Origin of the sequence: Ancylomarina salipaludis (assembly GCF_004122035.1) — a bacterium.
Classification (GTDB): Bacteria; Bacteroidota; Bacteroidia; order Bacteroidales; family Marinifilaceae; genus Ancylomarina; species Ancylomarina salipaludis.
The window spans coordinates 111,395-133,034 of record NZ_SAXA01000004.1 but is presented as its reverse complement, the minus strand read 5'-3'; the positions used below and the strand labels follow the sequence as shown (position 1 = coordinate 133,034).

Below are 21,640 nucleotides of genomic sequence, written 5' to 3'. Positions count from 1 at the left end.
ATGCAAACACCCACACAAAAGAAGAAGGTCCTTTTTATCGATAGAGACGGCACACTGATTATTGAGCCCCCCATCGATTTTCAGGTCGACAGCTTGGAAAAGTTAGAATTTTATCCCGGAGTCTTTCGGGGCTTAGGCAAAGTCGCGTCTCAACTCGATTTCGAATTGGTTATGGTCACCAATCAGGATGGTTTGGGAACGGATTCATTTCCCGAAGCGGATTTTTGGCCTGCCCAAAACAAAATGACAGAAGCATTTGCCAACGAAGGCATCACCTTTAATAACATTATCATCGATAAGACCTTTCCTGAAGACAATGCGCCCACTCGTAAGCCCGGCACGGCCCTATTAGAGCCGTACTTTTCTGATGAGTATGATTTAGCAAACTCCTATGTCATTGGAGACCGTTGGACCGATGTTGAATTAGCGAAGAACCTGAATGCCAAAGCCATTTTTATTCAGGCAGATCAACCGGAATCAGAAGATCAAAATGATTTAAAGAAACAAATCGCTTTGCGTACCACATCCTGGGAACAGGTATTTGAGTTTTTACGCTTAAGTGAAAGGACGGCCATTGTGGAACGCAACACCCTTGAAACACAAATCAGAATTGAATTGGATTTGGATGGCAATAGCCAAGGAAAAATCAATACAGGTTTGGGATTCTTCGATCACATGCTGGAACAAATTCTCAAACACTCAGGCATCAATCTATCCATTTTAACTGTAGCCGATTTAGATGTAGACGAACACCACTGTATTGAAGACACAGGCATTGCATTGGGCGAAGCCTTTAAGAAAGCCCTGGGAGACAAATTAGGCATAGAGCGTTATGGCTTTTGTTTGCCCATGGACGATTGCCTGGCGCAAGTGGCACTCGATTTTGGAGGACGGAACGAACTGGTTTGGGAAGCCGATTTTAACCGGGAAATGATAGGTGATGTGCCCACAGAGATGTTTGCTCACTTTTTCAAATCCTTTTCGAATGGGGCCTTGTGCAACCTGAATATAAAGGCCGAAGGGAATAACGAGCACCACAAAATTGAAGGTATTTTTAAAGCTTTTGCCCGTGCTATTCGGATGGCCATTAAACGTGATGTTAATAATCTGCAACTTCCTTCAACCAAAGGAATGCTATAAGACGATGCTTATGAAAAAACAAAATATTGTCATTATCGACTACGAAGCCGGCAACCTTCAATCAGTAAAATATGCCCTCGAACGTCTTGGTGTAAATGCTGAAGTCTCAAATTGTGAGAAGACTATACGGCAGGCAGACAAAGTGATATTCCCCGGAGTTGGTGAAGCAGCCTGGGCTATGAAAAAGCTAAGAGAAACTGGCTTGGATCAATTGATTCCTCAACTTAAACAACCTGTATTGGGGATTTGCCTGGGGATGCAACTCATGTGTGCCCGTTCGGAAGAAGGCGACACCAAAGGACTGGGGCTTTTTCCTGTAGATGCGCTAAAATTTCCTGCTGAAGACAAGGTGCCCCATATGGGTTGGAATCAGATTAAGCAATTGAAGGGCAAACTGTTTGAAGGCATTAAAGCGGAAAGCTATGTCTACTTTGTTCACTCATACTATGTTCCACTAAACGCATATACAAGAGCTGAAACAGATTATATCAAAGCTTTCTCTGCCAGTCTTCAGAAAGATAACTTTTACGCTTGCCAGTTTCACCCCGAAAAATCAGGGGATATTGGACAAGCGATATTAAAGAACTTTATTAAGCTATAAGACATGAATAAAATAGAAATCATTCCTGCGATCGACATTATTGGCGGACAATGTGTTCGATTAAGCAAAGGGGATTACGATACCAAAATTGTATACGATTCAAATCCTCTGAATGTTGCTCAGACTTTTGAAAAAGCCGGCATTAAACAGTTGCACCTGGTTGACCTGGAAGGCGCTCGATCGAATAACATTTGCAACGCATCTGTTTTAAAAGAGATCAGTGCAAATACCCATTTGAAGCTTGATTTTGGCGGCGGCTTAAAATCTAAAGCAGCCATCGATTTGGCTTTTGAATCAGGTGCCTCGCAGATTACTCTTGGGAGCTTAGCGATAAGTGATCCAAAACTCGTTGAGCTGTGTTTAGATGAATATGGTGCAGACCGCACTATTCTGGGTGCGGATGTTAAAAATGGATGGATCGCCACATCGGGATGGGAAAAAGATTCGGGCATTGAGCTCTTCAATTTTCTTGAAACCCATCTTAAAAAGGGAATTCGCAGAGTCATTTGTACCGATATTTCCAAAGATGGGATGTTACAAGGACCAGCTATTGAGCTCTATCAATCGATTTTAAAGCAATTCCCGGAAATACAGCTTATTGCCAGTGGTGGCGTATCCTGCCTTGAAGATGTGAGAGCGCTGAATGAAATAAGCTGTACGGGTGTGATTATTGGCAAGGCCATCTATGAAAATCGAATTAAACTTGAGGATTTAGTTAATGAATTTATACGCTAAACGATGCTGGCAAAACGAATTATACCTTGTCTGGATATTAAGGATGGACGAACCGTTAAAGGAATCAACTTTGTGGGCTTGAAAGATGCCGGAGATCCTGTTGAATTGGCTAAAGCTTATGCAGAGCAAGGTGCCGACGAATTGGTCTTTTTAGACATTACAGCCACTCACGAAAAACGCAAAACCTTACTAGATATGGTTGAAAAGGTTGCGAAGGTGCTCACTATTCCCTTTACCGTGGGGGGTGGTATCAGCAGTTGCGAAGATGTGGCTCAGATACTAAAGGCTGGTGCAGATAAAATCGCCATTAACTCATCGGCTGTTCGCCGTCCTGAATTGATTACTGAATTGGCCAATCGCTTTGGTTCACAATGTGTGGTTGTTGCCGTTGATGCCCGGGAGACTAATGAGAACTGGGAAGTTTACCTGAATGGTGGGCGAATTCCAACTGGAATCAAACTCATAGATTGGTTGAAGGAAGCAGAAAAGCGTGGTGCTGGAGAAATACTTTTTACGTCCATGAATCATGACGGAACAAAAAATGGTTTTGCCAATAAAGCCCTGGCTGAAATTTCTGAAATGATCAATATTCCTTTGATTGCTTCGGGTGGAGCCGGTGAGATGCGGCATTTTGCTGATGCGTTTACCGAGGGAAAGGCGGATGCGGCTTTAGCAGCCAGTGTTTTTCATTATAAGGAAATTGAGATTCCGGAACTTAAAACGTTTTTAGAAAAGAATCAAATCCCTGTCAGAATCTAATAATAAGGATTAAACAAATATTATTGTCCTTGAGCCGGACAGGCTTGTCCTTTTTTCTTGAAAAAAAAGGACCAAAAATTCAAGGCGGCGGCACTCAGTGACCCATCACGACTTGAAGGTTAAACAAACTGAACTCGTTCGTTCCTCACTCAAACAACAGTTTGTTTTTAACACCTTCTTCGTCTATGGGGACCCACTTGCGTTGCCGATGCCATTATCGTACTAGAAATGATAAAAACATCATAAACTCGAATATAAAAAACATAAAAAATGAACGATACAGAATTAATTAATCAAATCGATTTCAGTAAGGGTGATGGCCTCGTTCCTGCCATTATACAAGATGTTCAGACACAAAAGGTCTTGATGCTTGGCTATGTAAATAAAGCATCGTTGGAAAAAACACTGGCTGAAAAACGGGTCTGTTTTTATTCGCGAAGTAAACAACGCTTGTGGACAAAGGGTGAAAGCAGTGACAATTATCTGAATTTTATAAGCATGAGCCTGGATTGCGACCAGGACAGTCTGCTCATTAAAGTCAATCCTGAGGGGCCGGTTTGCCACAAGGGGACTGATACCTGTTGGAATGAGACCAATACACGATCGAAAATTGATTTTCTTTTGCAATTGCAGGATGTGATTGAAGAACGAAAAAAAAATCAATCGGAAAAATCGTATACCGCCAGTCTGTTTAAAAAAGGGATGAATACCATCGCTCAAAAAGTGGGTGAAGAGGCTGTTGAATTGGTGATTGAGGCCAAAGATGACAATAAAGACTTGTTTATGGGCGAAGCGGCTGATTTGATGTTCCACTATTTGGTGCTGCTATCGGCTAAAGGCTATAAGCTTGAGGAAGTTGTTGAGCTATTGACTCAACGACACAAATAATATTTGACTCAAAACCTGACAGGTTTAATTTACACCTCGTATATTAACCTGTCAGGTTTGAAAAGTTTAATAGGCTATCAATTTGCTTGTAACCTACAGCATTGATTTATTTCAATTTTCTAACGCCAACAGGTCTTCGACTCTGTCGGGTTATATCATCTTACTTTTTCACTTCAACAGTTTGAGGTATTAATTGGGGCTTGTAGTTTAATTTACCTTCAGATTGGGCCACAATGGTAGCGACGGTAGCATCACCAGTTACATTTACTACGGTTCGCAACATATCCAAAGGTCTGTCGATACCCAAAATCAAGGCTAGTCCTTCTATAGGAATTCCCACTGAGGACAGTACAATAATCAGCATTACAATACTCCCACCCGGAATACCCGGTGTCCCAATAGAAGCCAAAGTCGCCGTCATTACAATTAATAACTGATCGTAAATATCAAGGGGCACACCAAAGACCTGGGCAATAAATACAGCTGCAATAGCCTGATAGCAACTGGTCCCATCCATATTGATGGTCACACCTACAGGTAATACAAAACTGGCGACTTCGTTGGCAACACCCAAATGATTCTCAACCCGGTCAAGCGTAACAGGTAATGTCGCAGCTGAAGAAGAAGTTGAAAAAGCCAGTAACTGAGCCGGACTAATCTTTCTATAAAAATCGCGGTAAGAAACAGGTGTAAACAAACGCAAGAAAAGTGGATAAATAATGAAAATCATCACCATCAAACCCACAGTTACAGTTATGGCATATAAACCTAAGGCAGCAAACAAATCGACATCTGCTGAAAAATCAACGATCAAACCTGCAATCAAAGCAAAGACACCATAAGGCGCAAAAGCCATAATCAGATCGATTATTTTAAGAATAATGGCATCTATCCCATCGAAAAAATCACGAACCACCCTAACCTGCTTTTCTTCAAGCAAAACCATTGCGATGCCAAACAAAATCGCAAAAAAGATAATTTGCAACATCTTTGTATTATCACTGGCCGCCTGAAAAAAGTTGGACGGCACCATATCAACTAAAAATTGCAGAGGCGTTTCTTCTTTCACCTTAGCAGCCTGATCTTTCTTTAAATCAACTGTTGAATGGTATTTCTCCTGAAGCTCTATTTTCTTGGACTGAGGAAAGGTATTGCCCGGCTGTATGGTATTAACTAAAATCAGACCCGAACTCACCGCAATCACTGTGGAAATCACATAAAGCGAAATGGTTTTAAAACCTATTCGTGAAAGTTTTGAGATATTTGATAAACTTGAGATACCCTTGACTAAAGAAACAAAAATTAAAGGAACGGCAATCAGTTTCAATAGGTTTAAAAAGATAGCTCCCCAGGGTTTAATCCAATTAAAGGTAAATCGATCCCAACCCATCTTAACGGCCAAAAGACCTGCAAGAGCACCTAAAACCATTCCGATTAATATTTTCACATAAAGTGGCATCTTTTTCTTTGTCATATCTCCCGTTTTTTTAATGAAGCCTAAATATACAATAATTAGCGAAATACATAAATGAGAGGATGCGAGGATATGGAGATTTGTTAATGTATATATCCTCCTATTAATTTTAATTTGTGAAAATCTGTATAATCTGTGGTTAAAAATAGAGTCCAAAAGAAAACCCGAAAGTCAATGACTCCCGGGTTATATCTTTACAGAGTGAATGTATTCAACTCTGATTCTTTTCTTCGAGGATTAGCAAGAACATCCGCCACCGCAACCACCTGGGCTACACCCCTGAGCTTCAGCTTTAAGCGCATCCATTTCTTCCTGAGTTGCGTCACGAACTTCGATAACTTCACCTTTGAAATACAAATCGTCACCAGCTAATGGGTGATTGAAGTCCATCTTAACAGTAGTTTCACCAACTTCAAGAACAATACCATTCATACGACGTCCTGAGCTATCTTGCATAGGTACAACATTACCTTCTTGAATCATTTCTGAATCGAACTCACCGTTAACTTCGAAAATGTTCTTTGGCAAATCGATAACAGCCTCTTCAGAAGCAAGACCATAAGCCTCTTCAGTAGCCAATTTAAAATCGAATGATGAACCTACAGACAGACCCATTAGGTTCGCTTCGAATTTCTCTAACATTTGTCCTGCACCACAGTGAAATGTTAATGGAGTTTCAGCAACTGCTTTCTCGATGATTTCTCCTTCAAGATCAGTTCTTAACTCATATATAACTGATACTACTTTATCCTTAGCAATAGTCATAACTTAAATCTTTTAATAATTGATAAATTTTTGACAAAGAAACGCTTTTTATTTGGCAAGTCAAATAAAAAAAAAGAGTTTTTGGTCTAAAATTAAGAATCAATGTCCAAAAGAGAGAGATTTTCATTTCTTTTATCTAATTGTGTAAAAGTACTTCCCAATTTCCCATTTGTGTTATTTCAAATTCAAATATCACCGTATAACTATCCCTTCTGAGCTTATTTTGGGTAATATACCGGACAGAACATTTAAACGGAATCTCAAAATTTTCAAACCCCAACATATTACCATTATGGAATTTTGTACCACTATCTCCATCGATAATAAGATTTGTTATTGAATTATTAATGTTCCCATTCTGCATCATTTTTATACTCAAAAGGCGACCTTCACTAACTCGTTTAAATTGGTAACGATCAATACTCCTTTTGCAAAGAACTCTCGGATAAATAACTTTTGGTCCCAAATACTTATCATTTTTCCAAAGACCTTTATATAACGTATCCCGATTGTTAATTTTGGTATGGAATTCGCCTTCTCCACTTCGTAAGCCTTTACACCATTCTCCAGTATAGGAATCTCCATTTTCCCATATATAGGTTCCTTTTCCATCAGGATAACCCTTTTTAAAATGCCCCATATATGAATCTATTCCGATAGCCTCTCCATCACCATGAGCTAAACCCTTTTTTAATGCCCCTTTATAAGATGCAGATAAATTTGGAACTAAGACCTTTCCTGTACTCTGAGCTAGAGATTGCATGTCATAACAGCAAAAAAACAGGATAGAAAACAATAGAAATACCTTTTTCATAGCTTAATATAATTGTATATACTCCCTGAAAAGCATATTATAAAGCAAATTTTTGTAATATGCTTCATTATAACAAAGTTATCAGTTAATATAAGTATTTATTTTATGAACAAAAATTACAACAAAACATTAAACTTAATTTAGAAACAATCTATTATATTTCAATACATTCACATCTTTATTCATAAATAAAAGCCTTCTACTTTATATAGCAACATATATATCTTTTTCAAATATTAAATTTGCTAATAAAAAAGAGTTTGTAATTGTGCGTTTTCAGCAAATCACAAACTCTCTTTAGGTTAATACGTCGGTCTTATAAAACAGAACTTACTAAAACTCTTTAATTTAACAATAGAATTTCCATTAAAACTTACGCAGTTTATTTTCGATATGTTCTATTCGCCAAATCTGATACAATAACTCGTCCTTTGGAATTTCGGTCTCTCCTTTACTAATTAAAATTTCCACTTCCGATAACTGTTCAGGAGTCAGTTCGATATTCTTCATGATAACATCCCTCTTTACACTATATTTTTTGTACTCTAAATCCAGAGTCAAACCAGTTTGATTATCAAAGTCAGCAACCGAAATCCGTTCGTAACTTAACTGATGCCCTTTCAAATTGCGGACAAAACCATTGGTATTAATGATTTCAGAATCATCGGCTAAAGCATTGGCAATTTGAGAACGGAATCCTGCTTTCTGAAAACGATGTTTAAAATTGAATGAACAATAATTAATCCCTATTTCAAGATGAGCCTCCGTGGCATATTTTATCAGTTCCAACGCCATGATTTCCGATTCCAAAACCAGCGGTCGTTCATCGGCTACATAGGTATAATCTCTTTTTAAAAGTTTAGGAGCATTGTATTTTGTTAGTCTGAGCTGATGCAAATTCAGATTGCTCACTCCTGCTTTTATCATCTCAGGCAAGAGCAATTTCATTCTTTCCAATTCCTCAGGAATGGCAGGAATTTCAATGGTCACATTTTCAATAATCCCCTTAGCCATTTTCACCTTATCGAGACTAAAGTCTGTGGCCCCTATATCAAACCTTATTTCGTTTAAACCCAGCGAAGCCAGTTTCTTCAGCTTAATTTCATCAACCAGTATCCCATTGGTATAAAGCCAAATATATAAATCGGGAGAACACTTTTTTCTGAGCTTCTTGAGAAAATCGATGACTCTGTCGTAAACTAAGAAGGGTTCTCCTCCACTAAAGCCAACCCCTTTAAACTTAAAATGGTTGACATATTCAGCATAAGCCGATGCCGATTCGAAACTTAGCCCCTGAGTGGTAGGCAGATCGTCATGCGTTTGCGATGTGGGACAATAAAAACAATTTGCATTGCATCTGCCCGTGATAAACAAACAGCTCCAAAAACCTGCCCCGCAAAGCTTACAGCCCTTGGAAATTTGTTTATAAAAGGGTTTAGTCCCCTTAAACAACAGACTGTCTTTTGTAAAATCCAACAAGTCGGCTCTTCGGCTTAATAAGTCTTCATCCCTATAGGCATTAAGCCATTTAATTTGAGGGAATTCTATAAAATCTTTACAATTTCTATTAACAAGGTCATTGTCATAGATGTCTGAGGCTTCCATTGATTCAATTCGTTAAGTGAAATTAATAACATAAATATGATAAAGCACTGCAATTGAACAGTTCATCAAAAGAACCATCGCTTTCAAGAGAGAAATTCGACAAAGTCCTACCCAAAGTCAGTCATTAGAAACGACCTGTTCGTAAAACGAGTGAATAATCTATAGGATGGTAATAAATTAAAGCTCGGAAAAAATATACAAAAACATCAAGTGACCATCCAGATTTGGATAGCCTTTGGAAAGAATATATGTAATTGTTTTTGTTGACATGATTATAACAAATGTACGCTAAAATTTAATGCAGAAGCCTTATCCTAATTAAAAGTTAAGTTATAATAAAATTGAGCTCATTTTTAAGATTACACCCTATCAGATTCCATTTTAACTCTCCTCACTTTTTAATATGATTTAGAATCCTTCTAAAAAAAAATCAAAATGAAAGCGCAATCTTTGCAGAATAATAAATGAACCAAAATCATTTACTACCGGCGGAACCAATCGCCCTCGTTTTGTATAACGAGCAAACAAAAAACCTGGCTATTTATATTGATACATATGGAAGAAATTCAGAAGAAAAATAAAAAACCGTCGAATAAATACCAACCCAAAGGGCTAACCATACTTTACGAAGACCAGGATATTATTGTCGTAAACAAAGTGAGTGGTTTACTGACCATGGCAAGTGCCCGGGAAAGAGAAAAAACGGCCTATTTTCTTTTAAGTCAGTATGTGAAGAAAGGCAGTCTGAAATCGAAGAACCGAATTTTTATTGTACACCGTTTGGATAAGGATACCTCAGGCGTATTGGTCTTTGCAAAAACAGAAAAAGCAAAATTTTTCCTTCAGGATGAATGGCAAAGTTTTAGTAAGAGTTATGTAGCGGTGGTTGAAGGTAAAATGCATGAGAAAGAGGGCATCATTACCTCCTATTTGGCTGAAAATAGTATTCATCGTGTTTTCTCAGTCAGAAATGCTGACAAGGGCAAGTTCGCCAAAACCGGCTACAAGGTTGTTAAAGAGTCGGAACGCTTTAGTTTATTGAATATCCATTTGTATACAGGACGAAAAAATCAGATTCGTGTGCATTTTGCCGAACAAGGCTGTCCGGTGGCCGGTGATAAGGTTTATGGTGGGAAAAGCATGGGAATCAAACGCCTAGCGCTTCATTCTGCAAAATTAACCCTCAGACATCCCCATACCAAAAAGGAAATGACCTTTGAAGCCAATACGCCCAGCTATTTTAAGCAGCTGATTAAATAAGCAAATGAGCTAAAATAATTTTGAGGTAGATTTTTAATGATTGAAATAGAATTAATAATAAGACTATTCTGAAAGTCATCCCCCTCGCAACCACAATATTATATCGTATAGCCCTCTTGTATCGATTATTGACAAGAAAAAAATGAAACATCAATTAAATCTTAATCTATCAGAAGATCATCCCGCCTACCAATGGGCTAAAAAGCAATCCGATTCGGTTAATGCCTTTGGTCATATAGGCACTCATATTGACTGCTATTCAAAGGTTCCTGAGGAATCTCACTACGAATTGGATTTTCTCCTTATTAATTGTTTAGATGGCATGCCATCAGCAAGCGATATTGAAGACTTGGAACTCGAAAATAAAGCCCTTATACTTTACACCGGCGTTTTGGATAAGTACGGCTACGGTACAAAGTCCTACGGAGAGACAAATACATTCTTATCAGAAAATGTTCTCGATCGTATTCTTTCAAAAAAACCACAATTCATTTTAATTGATGCTTGTGGCATCGGCAATCATGGAGAGGAACATATCCGATTTGACCAAAAATGTGAACAAATGTCCTGCTTTGTTATCGAGAACATTTTGATTAACTCAGATATGGCAATGCCCTTAAACAAACTTGAAATTATAATCGATATCTCAAGCAGGTCAACAGGTAAAACCTGCAAAATTTATGGCTATTAGGCTTGATAATGGAACAGTGGATTAGACCCTGATACTTTTAAGATCTGTCTTTAAGTATTTATTATGAAGAGCGATTCTATTTTACATTTGTTTATGGTTTTACTTGTGGTCAGAATATTGTTTAGTTTAGATAATTTATAATTATAATGCGCCAACACTCAGAAGTGTTCTTATCCCTCCAATTAGGTCAGGATAACAACACCTTTTCAGAAGAGATATAGGAAATAATAGCCATATGGTTGTTTTAAACAAGTACCAGCAAGCCTAAGAAAGAAAAGTCAGTGATAATTTTGCAGTGATAAAAAAAGAATAAACGCACAAAGCAACAGTTTGGCAGTCCTTCCCTGAAGCCTCGCTGCTAAATACTTACTTTTTTTCCACAGCACCCGCTTCGTTGATAGATTCTGCAATAATTGATTCAGAAAACTTTAAAACCGTAAAAACTATACAACTATCGTGGATTTGTATTAACACCCGCTGTCTTTTTTGTCGGACTTTTGTATCATAATTATAAAATGAATGGATATGACAAAAGTAGTATTTGTAACAGGTGCATCTTCCGGAATGGGAGAATCCACGGCAATTTTATTAAGCAAACAAGGTTATAAAGTTTATGGTGCTGCACGAAGTGTGAATAAAATGAAAAAAATAGAAACTCATGGAATATCAATTATATCGTTAGACCTGACAAATGATGAATCCATAGTAAAATGTGTTGAAACAATTCTTTCAAAAGAAGGGAGAATTGATATATTAATAAACAATGCAGGATATGGTTCGTACGGAGCGATTGAAGATGTGCCAATTGATGAAGCCCGTAGGCAGTTTGAAGTAAATATCTTTGGTTTGGCACGCATTACGCAACTAGTTCTGCCAAGTATGCGCAAAAACAAATACGGTCGAATCATTAATATTTCTTCGATGGGTGGTAAAGTTTATAGCCCTTTCGGTGCATGGTATCACGCTACCAAACACGCCCTTGAAGGTTGGTCAGATTGTCTAAGGCTTGAAACAAAACCATTCGGTATCGATGTTGTTATTGTTGAACCAGGTGGAGTAAATACTCCTTGGGGACCAATTGCAGTAGAAAACCTAAAAAAAATATCGGGCAAAGGAGCTTACTCTGAAAGAGTTAATAAAACTCTAGCATTTATGAATAAAAGCTATGGTTCTAACAAACTTACAACCCCAGAAGAATTGGCAAAAGTTATTACTAAAGCGGCTACCACTAAAAAACCAAAAACTCGATACGCAGCAGGTTATATGGCAAAACCATCATTGTTTATGAGGAAATGGTTAAGTGACAAAATGTTCGATAAAATGATACTAAGTTTGGGCTAAGTATTTTTTGTATATTTTACATTTTTTTTAACATAAATTAAGATGAAACCGATTATCCAATTTCGAAGCATAAATGACATTAATAAGTTTGGCTCAAATAAAAGTGTTAAACATCCACTGATTACCATTGTTGATTTTAGCAAAATTGACCAATCTATTGAAGAAGGTACTCAAATAACAATGGATTTTTATTGCATCATGTTTAAAAACTACTGTACAAATCACATTCGCTATGGTCAGCAAAAGTGTGATTTCCAAGAGGGAAGCCTTCTTTGCATAGCTCCAAAGCAAGTAATTGTAATGGATAGCCAGATAGAAAAGAAAGAAAATATGACAGGTTGGGGTTTGTTATTTCACCCCGACCTTATTCGAGGAACTTCTTTGGGCGCAAAGATGAAGGATTATACGTTCTTTTCTTACGAAACTTCAGAAGCATTGCACCTGTCCGACAAAGAAAAGCAAATCCTTTACGATTGCATTCTTAAAATACAAAGCGAACTGGACGAGAATATCGATACACATACACAAAATCTCATTGTTTCGAACATCGAGCTGCTTTTAAATTATTGTTCACGCTATTACGGACGGCAATTTATCACCCGCAAAAACTCGAATAAAGATATTCTCACACAAGTCGAAACGCATTTGCAGAACTATTTTTGTGCAGGTTCAATAAAAGAAAAAGGCTTGCCTACGGTGAAATATCTAGCCGAAAGCGTTCATCTTTCACCCAATTATTTGAGCGATTTATTAAAAAAAGAAACAGGGATGAATGCACAAGACCATATACATTTCTTTTTAATCGAAGAAGCCAAAAATATATTGATGAACTCCGATAGCACAGTTAGCGAAATAGCTTATAAGTTGTGTTTCGAGTATCCTCAATACTTTTCAAGGATATTTAAATCCAAAACAGGAATGTCGCCTTTAGAGTTCCGAAACAAGAATTAACAGGCAATGAAAAACAAATATAATTTGAAAATTGTAAAATCAATTAAAGTGAAACATATCATGTGGACTATACTTATTTTAATAGTTGCACTTCTTAGCACATCATTAGTCGTTTTCAGCGAATCGAAATACGGTAAAAATCCAAATGACAAGCGGCTTGAACGAATTAAAAAATCGCCCAACTACAAAGACGGTAAGTTTGTAAACCTGTCTGAATCTCCTATTTGGGCTGGTGACAGAAGTGTCGTAGTTGAAGCGTATAGATTTTTCTCTAAAAAAGTTGAATACCGTAATCCTGTCAACACAATTCCATTTGTTAAAACCGATTTAAAGGCTTTAGACCCCAAAACCGATATTTTGGTTTGGCTGGGTCACTCTTCTTATTTCATGCAAATTGCAGGAAAGAAAATACTTGTTGACCCCGCATTAAGTAGTAATGCAGCCCCTTTTAAATCGATGAACAAAGCTTTTAACGGAACCGATTGGTACAAGGCTGAAAACATGCCCGATATCGACTATTTAATTATCACGCACGACCATTGGGACCATCTTGATTACGAAACCGTATTGAAACTAAAAGACAGAACAAAACATATTATTTGTCCTCTGGGAGTAGGTTCTCATTTTGAATACTGGGGATTCGATACAACCAAAATTTCCGAACTCGACTGGTACGAGAAAGCAGTTTTAGATTCAGCATGGGAAATTCACGCAACTCCAGCCCGACATTATTCTGGCCGAGGACTTGTAAGAAATAAAACTCTTTGGGCTTCATTCGTCCTCAGTACTCCTTCAACCAAAATATTTATTGGCGGAGACAGTGGTTACGATACATTCTTTGCCGAAATCGGCAACAAATTTGGCCCGGTAGATTTGGCTATTCTCGAATTGGGACAGTATCATGACAATTGGAAATTCATACATACGTTACCCAGTCAATTTTTTCAAGCAGCAACCGATTTGAAGGCGAAAAGAGTAATGCCCGTTCATAACTCAAAATTTGCATTAGGAAAACACGCTTGGTTCGATCCATTGAAAACAATCACCGAACTTGGCAAAAACAGCAAAATCCCACATTTAACTCCAATGATTGGAGCACCGCTAAATCTAAACGATACCAATCAAACATTTACGAACTGGTGGAATGATCTAAGATAGAAATCATAAAAAATGGACAAGCTAGGGCAGTAGCAACCACCCAGCCCTTCCCACGCAGACGCACTTTGCGAGGGAAGCACTTCGATTGTAAAGATTGATTATATATGACAAAAAATAAATCGCCAGTGCCTAATCGAGTAGGCTGCCGCTAGGCTAATGGCCTAGCGGAGAATATTTCGGCAAGCTCAACAACCACCTCTCACACCGCCGTACATACGGGTCTATTCACTAATAATTTTATAACAAGGCATTCATGAATTCGTTCCTCATTACGTGAACGTGACCATGTATAGGATTGTCCAGCTTCAACTCCCAACTGAATAAGGCTACGCCTTTTCTTTTCGGGTTTTTTATTCACGAATTCTATTAAAAAAGGTGTTCATAATCTCACTTCGTTCGGTACCAGTGATGATTTTTAGCTTTTGTTTGAGCTTCTTCCAACTCTTTTCATACACCACCAATTGATACTTGCCTCATTCACCTTTCTTGTAGGTTGGCACAAAACCAAAACCCAAAACTGTAAAATGAACGGGTCGCCGAATACCACTCTTTCCCCGATTAATAGTCAGCTTGAGTTTATTTTGTAAAAACGTGTAGCCCCTGTTGCCTACTTTTCGGGCGGTAGTTTTTGATTTAGTATAAATACTAAAATCGTCAGCATAGCAAATGAACCGCAAACCCTGCTTTTCCAATTCCGTGTCCAGTTCATGCAACATGATATTGGACAATAAAGGACTTAAGGGACTGCCTTGAGGCATGCCTTCCCTATTTAAATGCTTTCTTTATTTAACAACACAAGCGTTCTATAATAAAATAATATATAAATTTATTCGGCTTGCTTACTTGGCGGTTTACTCACTTCGTTTCATGAGCTCCCCTTGGTCAGTGGATAAAATAACTCTTTGAATCGCCCACTAAACTTAGCAGGATTGTTAGCCTTCATGCTAAACGATCCTATACAATGTCCAAAACATTGACAATGATTGTATGATAATTTGACACATTAAATTATTGTGTTTCTTTGATAAACATTTGATTTTGTGAATGATAAAAAAAGTGGGGTGATTCTTGTATTTTCCTGTGAAAAAAACGAATTATTATGTTGAAGTACAATATCAGAACTGCTTTAAGAAAAATTTCCCTGTTAAAAAACCATACGGTAATTAGCTTAATTGGATTAACCATTAGCTTAGTTTGTGTTTTTGTAATTACTGCCTGGACGATTCAAGAATTACAATATGATAGCTTTCATGATCATTCAGAGTCTATTTATATGGTGACAACTGAGATGAAGATTGAAAATGGGGATAATGTGACCTTAGCAGAAACGCCAACGGCCTTAGCTCAGGAACTCAAAAACAGAATACCTTCTGTTGAACACAGTTTCAATTTTATGTACCTATATGGGCAGAGAGTATTAAAAATTGGAAACAATAAATATCCAGAAAGTGGCGTAGCAGCAGATTCAAAAATGCTGGAGGTATTAAATTTCCCCTTACTATATGGAAGTATAAACGATTTAGACAAGCCGAATTCTATTTTTATAACAGAAAAACTTGCTAAAAAGCTTTTTCCGGCTGAATCGCCGGTGGGTAAAGTCATAGAATATCCTAATAATAACCTATTAACGGTGAAAGGCATCCTTAGGGATATCCCTGAGAACTCGAGTTTAAAGTTTGATTTCATTGTTTCGAATCAAATCGAAGAGGGGAATGATTCAAGCTGGTGGCCGCTTTCGACGAACACTATTATTAAAACGATCCCCAACACTGACATCGAAAGCACCAAACAAATGGCAAATACGATTTGGAGAGAAAATATTAAATACGAACAATTTAGTATTGATCTGTTGCCTATCGAAAAGTACAGGTATGGCGCTAATTTTGGGGCTTTTAATGCGAAGCATGGTAATTACCTGAAGTTATTTTCATTTATTGGGATTGCTATACTGATATTACTATTAGCTTCCTTAAACTACATCAATCTGGTGTCCGCTTATCTAATTAAAAGAACAGGGGAAGTGAGTATCCGAAAAATTCACGGGGCAAGTTCCAAAACTATTTTGAAATACTTTCTTGTAGAATCCGCTATTAATTCGATTATTGCGAGTGTAATGGCTATTCTTTTGTCTGCATTGTTCATTCGTTATTTTAAATTAATTTTAGATGTTAATATTTCTTCAAGGTATCTGATAATTAGTTACATTTTAGGGACGATTGGAGCATTCCTGATGATTGGAATCATCTCGGGCTTATATCCTGCACTGCTTACGAGCTCCTATTCGCCTTTCTCTAAAATTCAAAGCAACAGGTCTTCGGTTTATCAAGGCCGGTTAAGAAATGCTTTCGTAATCAGTCAATTTATCTTATCAATTTCACTGACTATCGTTTGTTTGTTTATCATTCGGCAAACTAGCTACTTAAATAATTTCGATTTAGGATACAATTCTCATAATATTGTTGAAATTTACTTGCCCCCTCAGGGCGAGAAAGATTTTGAGACCATAAAAAATAATCTTCTGTCGAATCCCAATATCACACAAGTTTCTTTTGCGGGGAATTCACCTGTTGATGTGAGCCCGTTTTTCATGACAGACAACTGGAAATGGGATGGATCAGAGGAAGGAGCTTCAACCTCCATTTATCGTTTGACTGTGGATGATTCCTACCTAAACATTTTCCAAATCCCACTTTTGGAAGGAAGGAATTTCTCAGGAGCAAAAACGGATGAAACTAAAGTGATAATAAATGAAAAGCTATCGCAATTACTTGGCTTTAGCAGTCCAATTGGTAAGATATTATGGCAAGGTGAAAATAAATTTGAAATTATTGGAGTTGTTAAAAATTTCCATTTTCAGAACCTTTCCAACACTATTCAACCACAGTTATTCGCCTACAGCGCTACAAAGAATAGAATGTTTGTGGAAATCAATCAAAACACAGAACCAGGACTAAATGCCATAAAAAATCAATTTACTCAGTTTTACGACCAACTATTCAGTTATAGTTTTATCGATGATCAGGTTAAAAGTTTGTATGTAAATGAAAATAAAATTTCACTTGGAATTATTGTGTTTACCATTTTAACCATTCTCCTATCCTGTATCGGACTGATTGGTCTAATTACCTTTAACACTGAATTGAAAACGAAGGAAATTGGTATAAGAAAAGTATGTGGTGCAAAAATTACGGAGATTGTTGTTTACCTTAATCAAGATATTCTGAAATGGTTCCTAGTAGGAGTTGTGATTAGCGCTTGGATATCCTGGTATCTCATGACAAAATGGCTCGGGAATTTTGCATACAAAATCTCATTAAACTGGTGGGTATTTCTATTGGGTGCACTCATAATTTTTACGATTACTGCACTTACAATAAGTTGGCAATCCTGGAAAGCTGCAAGAGCAAATCCTGTAGAGACATTGAAATATGAGTAGAATTCAAAAATATGGCAATAAGAGGTTCAGTCCTACCCCTTGCTGGTTGACGAGATCTCTTCTTGTCATTAGCTTTTGAAAGAAATGAAAAGTCAATCCGCCGCGCTATTAATTACTCATCACTAAAATGCATTCTGTTTGCTTTAGGCTATTCCTAGTTCATATTTCACTCTATTGCACATCACGTACATGATTTCTCCGGGCACTTTTACAATGGCTTATTTTGCATTGCCTTTCAGGCATCTTTCCTGATAGCATTTCCCCTCTCCCATAGCTTTTTCTATATCAAAGGTCTGATGTCCTAACTAAACGAGCCCTGGCTTGCAGCACGAGCAAAGATGCCCAATATGTTTATAACAAAAGTAACCGTTGCACAACTCGACAAATTGAATAATTCACTACCTTTTTCCAGCTTGAAAAAAATCAACACCTATAAATCAACTCGTCCTATTTGTATGAAAATAGTATATTATGCGGTTTTCTATATTTTTGAGTTACGTAACAAACACAAATGCTAAATTTCATGGGTTCTGATGAACAGTGCCAAAGTTTAGTACAATTAACAAATACCGGTGGACTCACCTACCTTATTTTAGGGGTATGTGATTAAACTGAGGTCTGTCCAAAATATAAACGTCATATTTCGAATGCAAGAAATTCAGGTAAGAAACCTTAAAGAGCCCAATTTGTCAGGTAGTTTTGCGATGAGTCATCTCGATGCTTTACTCGCTGAATGCGATATGCTTGAAAGAATTCACCGTCATAATTTCTATTTTATACTGGCTATTGAAAAAGGAGACGGCGAACATCAAGTTGATTTTGCCAACTATCCAATTAAGGATTACTCCATTTTTTTTCTACGTCCCGGACAAGTTCATCAACTTCTATTAAAAGCAGGAAGCAAAGGCTACTTAATGGGATTCGTCCCCAGTTTTATCTCTACTGAAAATAAGCAGAAAAGACGAGCATTTCGCCTCGCAAGCCTGAATAACTATTACCAGCTCGATGCTAAAACTTATCGAAAATACATTCCTATTTTGGAATGTATTTTTAATGAGTATGCTAATAAGGAGCTAATGTACCTGGAAAGCATTCGGGCAAATCTGGATCTTTTGTTTATAGAATTGTTCCGACATACCAAAAACGCTAACATTTCAACGGGCAACAATGCATATGTCCAGGCGCTCCTTGAAGATCTTTTAGAGATGTTAGAAATTCATATTTATGAGAATAAACAAGTGAGCTATTATGCCCAAAAGCTAAAACTAACTTCCTATCAGATCAATGCCATAACAAAAAAGACTTTAGGAAAAACCTGTTCTCAACTAATCAATGAGCGCATTACACTTGAAGCTAAGAGAAACCTTATGGCAAGCTCAAGCCAAGTCAAAGAAATTGCTTATCATTTAGGTTTCGAAGACCCCTCCTATTTCATTCGATTCTTTAAAAAGCAGACAGGACAAACACCCGAATCCTTTCGGCAGAATTTTAAATAAGTCCTATTCATCTTGAGTTTTGTCCTATTAGTGAGCTTATTTCCTGATCTATTTTTGTTGGAAATAAAAAACATCAATATGAATTCAATCGTACAAACAATTTTAATTGGCATAGGAGCTACGCTTACCATGGATGGATATGCCTTGATTTTAAAAATCCTGGGTGTTAAATCTCTTGATTATCAATTTGTGGGGCGCTGGATAGGCCACTTTCCTAATGGTAAATTTTTTCATCAGAAGATTACAGATGCACCACCTGTTTCCCATGAGCAAATTTTGGGCTGGATCGCTCATTACCTTATCGGGATCACCTTTGCCTTTTTATTGCTATTCGTTTTTGGCGAAAAATGGTTCCAGACCCCAACATTTACTCCCGCACTACTTGTGGGTATAATCACCATTATTGCTCCTTTTTTTTTGATGCAACCTGCTTTTGGTTTTGGCATAGCAGGTTCAAATTTACCTGATCCCAATAAAGCAAGACTGATGAGTCTTATCACACACTCAGTCTACGGATCTGGTTTATACCTAAGTACTCTGATATTAAATCAAATAACAAAACTCTTTTAAACGTCATTCAAAAAATGAATGCCATTCGAAGTTTACTGTCAAAAACAAATTCTGGATATTTATTCAGAATCATAAGTCTATAAATATTTAATTAAGAATCATTAAATTAAGCTTCATAGAAATATAATTTAAGTAAATTTATTACGCACGACTTGCTTGATAATAATCCCATCTCTTTAAAAAAAAAGCTTATGAATCCAATGGCACTCAGAGAAATGACAATGGCATTTCAGAAGAGCAGAATAGTATTAACGGCTTACGAATTGGATCTTTTCACATTTATCGGTAAAAACGATTACAATTCTGAAACAATTTCAAAAGCCTTAAACTCTCATAAAAATGCTACAGAACGATTGTTAAACGCTCTTGTCGCTTTAAACCTATTGATAAAAACCAATGGGAAGTACAGCAATACAAAGGAAAGCTATCAACAGCTTTCGAAAGACAGTCCGGATTATTTGGGTGGATTGATGCATATGAATCATTTATGGCATACCTGGAGTCAGTTGACTGATGTGGTGAAAACCGGAAAGCCTGCCCAGGCAACTGAAATTAACCAAAGAGGTAATGAATGGCTGGAGGCATTTATCAGTGCCATGCACGATAGAGGAAAAAAGCAAGCCCCCTCTCAAATTTCAAAACTCAACTTACAAAATGTAGAATCGGTATTGGATGTCGGTGGAGGTTCGGGTTGTTTCTCTATGGAATTCATAAAGAGAAAACCGGATTTAAAAGCTGCAATTTTCGATTTACCCAATGTCATCCCGATTTCAAAAAGAATTGTTGAAGAAGAAGGTTTTTCCGGTAAAATTGAACACTATAGCGGCGACTACACGAGGGATGAACTTCCCCTAGATTTCGATTTGATCTTTTTGTCGGCCATCATTCACAGCAATTCATACGAAACCAACCAGGCCTTAGTAAAAAAGTGCTACAATTCTTTAAATGCCGGTGGTCAAATAATCATTCAGGATTGGATCATGAACGATGCAAAAACAGAACCTGCACAGGGGGCTATTTTTTCGATTAATATGCTGGTTGGGGTTGAAGGTGGTAATTGTTATTCCGAAAATGAAGTCAGTCAATGGATGAAAAAAGCCGGTTTTACCGATATCTCAAAACGGGTATTGGAATCAGATATCGCACAAGTAATTGGGTTTAAAAAGAATTAAATGATGAAACATACAGGATCATGCCTTTGTGGCAAAATTAGCTTCGAGATAGATGGCGATTTTGAAAGTTTTTTTCTTTGTCATTGTGAATATTGCCGTAAGGATACCGGCTCTGCTCACGCTGCAAATTTGTTTTCTTCAACCGCACGCTTAAAATGGTTATCAGGTGAGAATCAAGTCAAAACATTTCAATACAAATCAACCAGGCATTTCAAAAGCTTTTGCCCGAACTGTGGATCTGCACTCCCAAATATACAGATAGATGGTAAACATCTGGTTGTTCCCGCAGGCTGTCTCGAAACTGATGTTCCCATTCAAGCTCAGGCTCATGTCTTTTTAAAAAGCAAAGCAAACTGGGATACTAACTTAGAAAATCTTCCCAAATTCGACCAGTTCCCAAAGAAAGATTGCAACTGAACCAAGATTACAATGGGGCAACTATCACAAATCAATTAAAAGAATGCCAGAAAAAAACTCAAGAACAAACTATATTGAACATCCTTTTATCAAAAAAGACAGTCGATATAATACTCAAAACAACGAATACTCATCATAAGAGATCGTTCAATCCTGTTCGCAATGGGAACAGAATGGCTATAGTAGCTCCAATATCTTCATGGGATGGTGTTTCGAGACGGAAGATGAAATTGTTCCCGGGCAGTATCACATGGCGGCTCATGACACCGATGAGAACTTAATCGTAGAAAAGCGCTTTGTGGTGGAGTAGCGTATTTTTCAACATTAAACTGTAACAATTTAAAAAAGGCTGTCCATACAATAAGAT

At 37.4% G+C, this 21,640-nt stretch carries 20 protein-coding genes; 15 read left to right on the top strand and 5 right to left on the bottom strand.

Annotation, left to right across the window (positions count from 1 at the left end; genetic code table 11):
* From hisB to hisIE, 5 genes are all read left to right on the top strand, one after another.
* On the top strand, positions 1 to 1,140 hold the full coding sequence (hisB, locus tag EO244_RS06095; protein WP_129253769.1) for a bifunctional histidinol-phosphatase/imidazoleglycerol-phosphate dehydratase HisB: 1,140 nt from the start codon (positions 1 to 3) through the stop codon (positions 1,138 to 1,140).
* A 10-nt stretch (positions 1,141 to 1,150) separates the two neighbouring features.
* A complete protein-coding gene (gene hisH, locus EO244_RS06090) occupies positions 1,151 to 1,741 on the top strand; it encodes an imidazole glycerol phosphate synthase subunit HisH (protein ID WP_129253768.1) in 591 nt (196 codons plus the stop codon).
* 3 nt (positions 1,742 to 1,744) lie between these two features.
* A complete protein-coding gene (gene hisA, locus EO244_RS06085; RefSeq protein ID WP_129253767.1) occupies positions 1,745 to 2,476 on the top strand; it encodes a 1-(5-phosphoribosyl)-5-[(5-phosphoribosylamino)methylideneamino]imidazole-4-carboxamide isomerase in 732 nt (243 codons plus the stop codon).
* Between the two features lie 3 nt (positions 2,477 to 2,479).
* Positions 2,480 to 3,235, top strand: coding sequence for an imidazole glycerol phosphate synthase subunit HisF (hisF, locus tag EO244_RS06080; protein ID WP_129253766.1), 756 nt, complete (start codon positions 2,480 to 2,482; stop codon positions 3,233 to 3,235).
* Between the two features lie 270 nt (positions 3,236 to 3,505).
* On the top strand, positions 3,506 to 4,123 hold the full coding sequence (gene hisIE / locus EO244_RS06075; RefSeq protein ID WP_129253765.1) for a bifunctional phosphoribosyl-AMP cyclohydrolase/phosphoribosyl-ATP diphosphatase HisIE: 618 nt from the start codon (positions 3,506 to 3,508) through the stop codon (positions 4,121 to 4,123).
* 160 nt (positions 4,124 to 4,283) lie between these two features.
* Here the strand turns inward: hisIE and EO244_RS06070 are convergent, their stop codons facing one another.
* The 4 genes from EO244_RS06070 to EO244_RS06055 all read right to left on the bottom strand — a co-directional run bounded on the left by EO244_RS06070 (position 4,284) and on the right by EO244_RS06055 (position 8,781).
* The gene (locus EO244_RS06070) at positions 4,284 to 5,597 is read right to left on the bottom strand and encodes a dicarboxylate/amino acid:cation symporter (RefSeq protein ID WP_129253764.1); all 1,314 of its coding nucleotides are present in this window, start codon (positions 5,595 to 5,597) and stop codon (positions 4,284 to 4,286) included.
* Between the two features lie 237 nt (positions 5,598 to 5,834).
* Positions 5,835 to 6,362: an FKBP-type peptidyl-prolyl cis-trans isomerase gene (locus EO244_RS06065; protein WP_129253763.1), complete on the bottom strand. Its 528-nt coding sequence runs from the start codon at positions 6,360 to 6,362 to the stop codon at positions 5,835 to 5,837.
* A gap of 136 nt (positions 6,363 to 6,498) precedes the next feature.
* Positions 6,499 to 7,176, bottom strand: a complete 678-nt coding sequence (locus EO244_RS06060; RefSeq protein WP_129253762.1) for an MORN repeat-containing protein — start codon at positions 7,174 to 7,176, stop codon at positions 6,499 to 6,501.
* A 366-nt stretch (positions 7,177 to 7,542) separates the two neighbouring features.
* On the bottom strand, positions 7,543 to 8,781 hold the full coding sequence (locus EO244_RS06055; protein WP_129253761.1) for a radical SAM protein: 1,239 nt from the start codon (positions 8,779 to 8,781) through the stop codon (positions 7,543 to 7,545).
* Positions 8,782 to 9,336: 555 nt separating this feature from the next.
* On the opposite strand from EO244_RS06055, the gene EO244_RS06050 reads away from it, so the two are divergent.
* From EO244_RS06050 to EO244_RS06030, 5 genes are all read left to right on the top strand, one after another.
* Positions 9,337 to 10,041, top strand: a complete 705-nt coding sequence (locus tag EO244_RS06050; protein WP_129253760.1) for an RluA family pseudouridine synthase — start codon at positions 9,337 to 9,339, stop codon at positions 10,039 to 10,041.
* 142 nt (positions 10,042 to 10,183) lie between these two features.
* Positions 10,184 to 10,732 (top strand): cyclase family protein, encoded by a 549-nt coding sequence (locus tag EO244_RS06045; RefSeq protein WP_129253759.1) that lies wholly within the window; start codon positions 10,184 to 10,186, stop codon positions 10,730 to 10,732.
* A gap of 525 nt (positions 10,733 to 11,257) precedes the next feature.
* On the top strand, positions 11,258 to 12,073 hold the full coding sequence (locus EO244_RS06040) for an oxidoreductase (protein WP_206734504.1): 816 nt from the start codon (positions 11,258 to 11,260) through the stop codon (positions 12,071 to 12,073).
* A 42-nt stretch (positions 12,074 to 12,115) separates the two neighbouring features.
* Complete coding sequence (locus EO244_RS06035) at positions 12,116 to 13,024, top strand: helix-turn-helix domain-containing protein (RefSeq protein ID WP_129253757.1); 909 nt, start codon at positions 12,116 to 12,118, stop codon at positions 13,022 to 13,024.
* Between the two features lie 6 nt (positions 13,025 to 13,030).
* On the top strand, positions 13,031 to 14,182 hold the full coding sequence (locus EO244_RS06030; RefSeq protein ID WP_206734503.1) for an MBL fold metallo-hydrolase: 1,152 nt from the start codon (positions 13,031 to 13,033) through the stop codon (positions 14,180 to 14,182).
* 473 nt (positions 14,183 to 14,655) lie between these two features.
* Here EO244_RS06030 and EO244_RS17000 read toward each other — a convergent pair whose 3' ends face one another.
* Positions 14,656 to 14,940, bottom strand: coding sequence for a reverse transcriptase domain-containing protein (locus EO244_RS17000; RefSeq protein ID WP_206734502.1), 285 nt, complete (start codon positions 14,938 to 14,940; stop codon positions 14,656 to 14,658).
* A gap of 341 nt (positions 14,941 to 15,281) precedes the next feature.
* Between EO244_RS17000 and EO244_RS06020 the strand changes: the two genes are divergently transcribed.
* From EO244_RS06020 to EO244_RS06000, 5 genes are all read left to right on the top strand, one after another.
* Positions 15,282 to 17,618, top strand: coding sequence for an ABC transporter permease (locus EO244_RS06020; RefSeq protein WP_129253756.1), 2,337 nt, complete (start codon positions 15,282 to 15,284; stop codon positions 17,616 to 17,618).
* Between the two features lie 647 nt (positions 17,619 to 18,265).
* Positions 18,266 to 19,114: an AraC family transcriptional regulator gene (locus EO244_RS06015; RefSeq protein ID WP_129253755.1), complete on the top strand. Its 849-nt coding sequence runs from the start codon at positions 18,266 to 18,268 to the stop codon at positions 19,112 to 19,114.
* A gap of 78 nt (positions 19,115 to 19,192) precedes the next feature.
* Positions 19,193 to 19,684: a DUF2938 domain-containing protein gene (locus EO244_RS06010; protein WP_129253754.1), complete on the top strand. Its 492-nt coding sequence runs from the start codon at positions 19,193 to 19,195 to the stop codon at positions 19,682 to 19,684.
* A 191-nt stretch (positions 19,685 to 19,875) separates the two neighbouring features.
* A complete protein-coding gene (locus tag EO244_RS06005) occupies positions 19,876 to 20,856 on the top strand; it encodes a methyltransferase (protein ID WP_129253753.1) in 981 nt (326 codons plus the stop codon).
* Positions 20,857 to 21,273: a GFA family protein gene (locus tag EO244_RS06000; protein WP_241687949.1), complete on the top strand. Its 417-nt coding sequence runs from the start codon at positions 20,857 to 20,859 to the stop codon at positions 21,271 to 21,273.
* Positions 21,274 to 21,640 lie beyond the last annotated feature (367 nt).

Excerpts from the sequence above, each read along its gene's own strand:
- EO244_RS06020 (WP_129253756.1), top strand. The coding sequence starts at position 15,282 with ATGTTGAAGTACAATATCAGAACTGCTTTAAGAAAAATTTCCCTGTTA.
- EO244_RS06030 (WP_206734503.1), top strand. The coding sequence starts at position 13,031 with ATGAAAAACAAATATAATTTGAAAATTGTAAAATCAATTAAAGTGAAA.
- EO244_RS06040 (WP_206734504.1), top strand. The coding sequence starts at position 11,258 with ATGACAAAAGTAGTATTTGTAACAGGTGCATCTTCCGGAATGGGAGAA.
- hisF (WP_129253766.1), top strand. The coding sequence starts at position 2,480 with ATGCTGGCAAAACGAATTATACCTTGTCTGGATATTAAGGATGGACGA.
- hisH (WP_129253768.1), top strand. The coding sequence starts at position 1,151 with ATGAAAAAACAAAATATTGTCATTATCGACTACGAAGCCGGCAACCTT.
- hisB (WP_129253769.1), top strand. The coding sequence starts at position 1 with ATGCAAACACCCACACAAAAGAAGAAGGTCCTTTTTATCGATAGAGAC.
- EO244_RS06000 (WP_241687949.1), top strand. The coding sequence starts at position 20,857 with ATGATGAAACATACAGGATCATGCCTTTGTGGCAAAATTAGCTTCGAG.
- EO244_RS06045 (WP_129253759.1), top strand. The coding sequence starts at position 10,184 with ATGAAACATCAATTAAATCTTAATCTATCAGAAGATCATCCCGCCTAC.
- EO244_RS06015 (WP_129253755.1), top strand. The coding sequence starts at position 18,266 with ATGCAAGAAATTCAGGTAAGAAACCTTAAAGAGCCCAATTTGTCAGGT.
- hisA (WP_129253767.1), top strand. The coding sequence starts at position 1,745 with ATGAATAAAATAGAAATCATTCCTGCGATCGACATTATTGGCGGACAA.
- EO244_RS06005 (WP_129253753.1), top strand. The coding sequence starts at position 19,876 with ATGAATCCAATGGCACTCAGAGAAATGACAATGGCATTTCAGAAGAGC.
- EO244_RS06070 (WP_129253764.1), bottom strand. The coding sequence starts at position 5,597 with ATGACAAAGAAAAAGATGCCACTTTATGTGAAAATATTAATCGGAATG.
- EO244_RS06010 (WP_129253754.1), top strand. The coding sequence starts at position 19,193 with ATGAATTCAATCGTACAAACAATTTTAATTGGCATAGGAGCTACGCTT.
- hisIE (WP_129253765.1), top strand. The coding sequence starts at position 3,506 with ATGAACGATACAGAATTAATTAATCAAATCGATTTCAGTAAGGGTGAT.
- EO244_RS06035 (WP_129253757.1), top strand. The coding sequence starts at position 12,116 with ATGAAACCGATTATCCAATTTCGAAGCATAAATGACATTAATAAGTTT.
- EO244_RS06055 (WP_129253761.1), bottom strand. The coding sequence starts at position 8,781 with ATGGAAGCCTCAGACATCTATGACAATGACCTTGTTAATAGAAATTGT.
- EO244_RS17000 (WP_206734502.1), bottom strand. The coding sequence starts at position 14,940 with ATGCCTCAAGGCAGTCCCTTAAGTCCTTTATTGTCCAATATCATGTTG.
- EO244_RS06060 (WP_129253762.1), bottom strand. The coding sequence starts at position 7,176 with ATGAAAAAGGTATTTCTATTGTTTTCTATCCTGTTTTTTTGCTGTTAT.
- EO244_RS06065 (WP_129253763.1), bottom strand. The coding sequence starts at position 6,362 with ATGACTATTGCTAAGGATAAAGTAGTATCAGTTATATATGAGTTAAGA.
- EO244_RS06050 (WP_129253760.1), top strand. The coding sequence starts at position 9,337 with ATGGAAGAAATTCAGAAGAAAAATAAAAAACCGTCGAATAAATACCAA.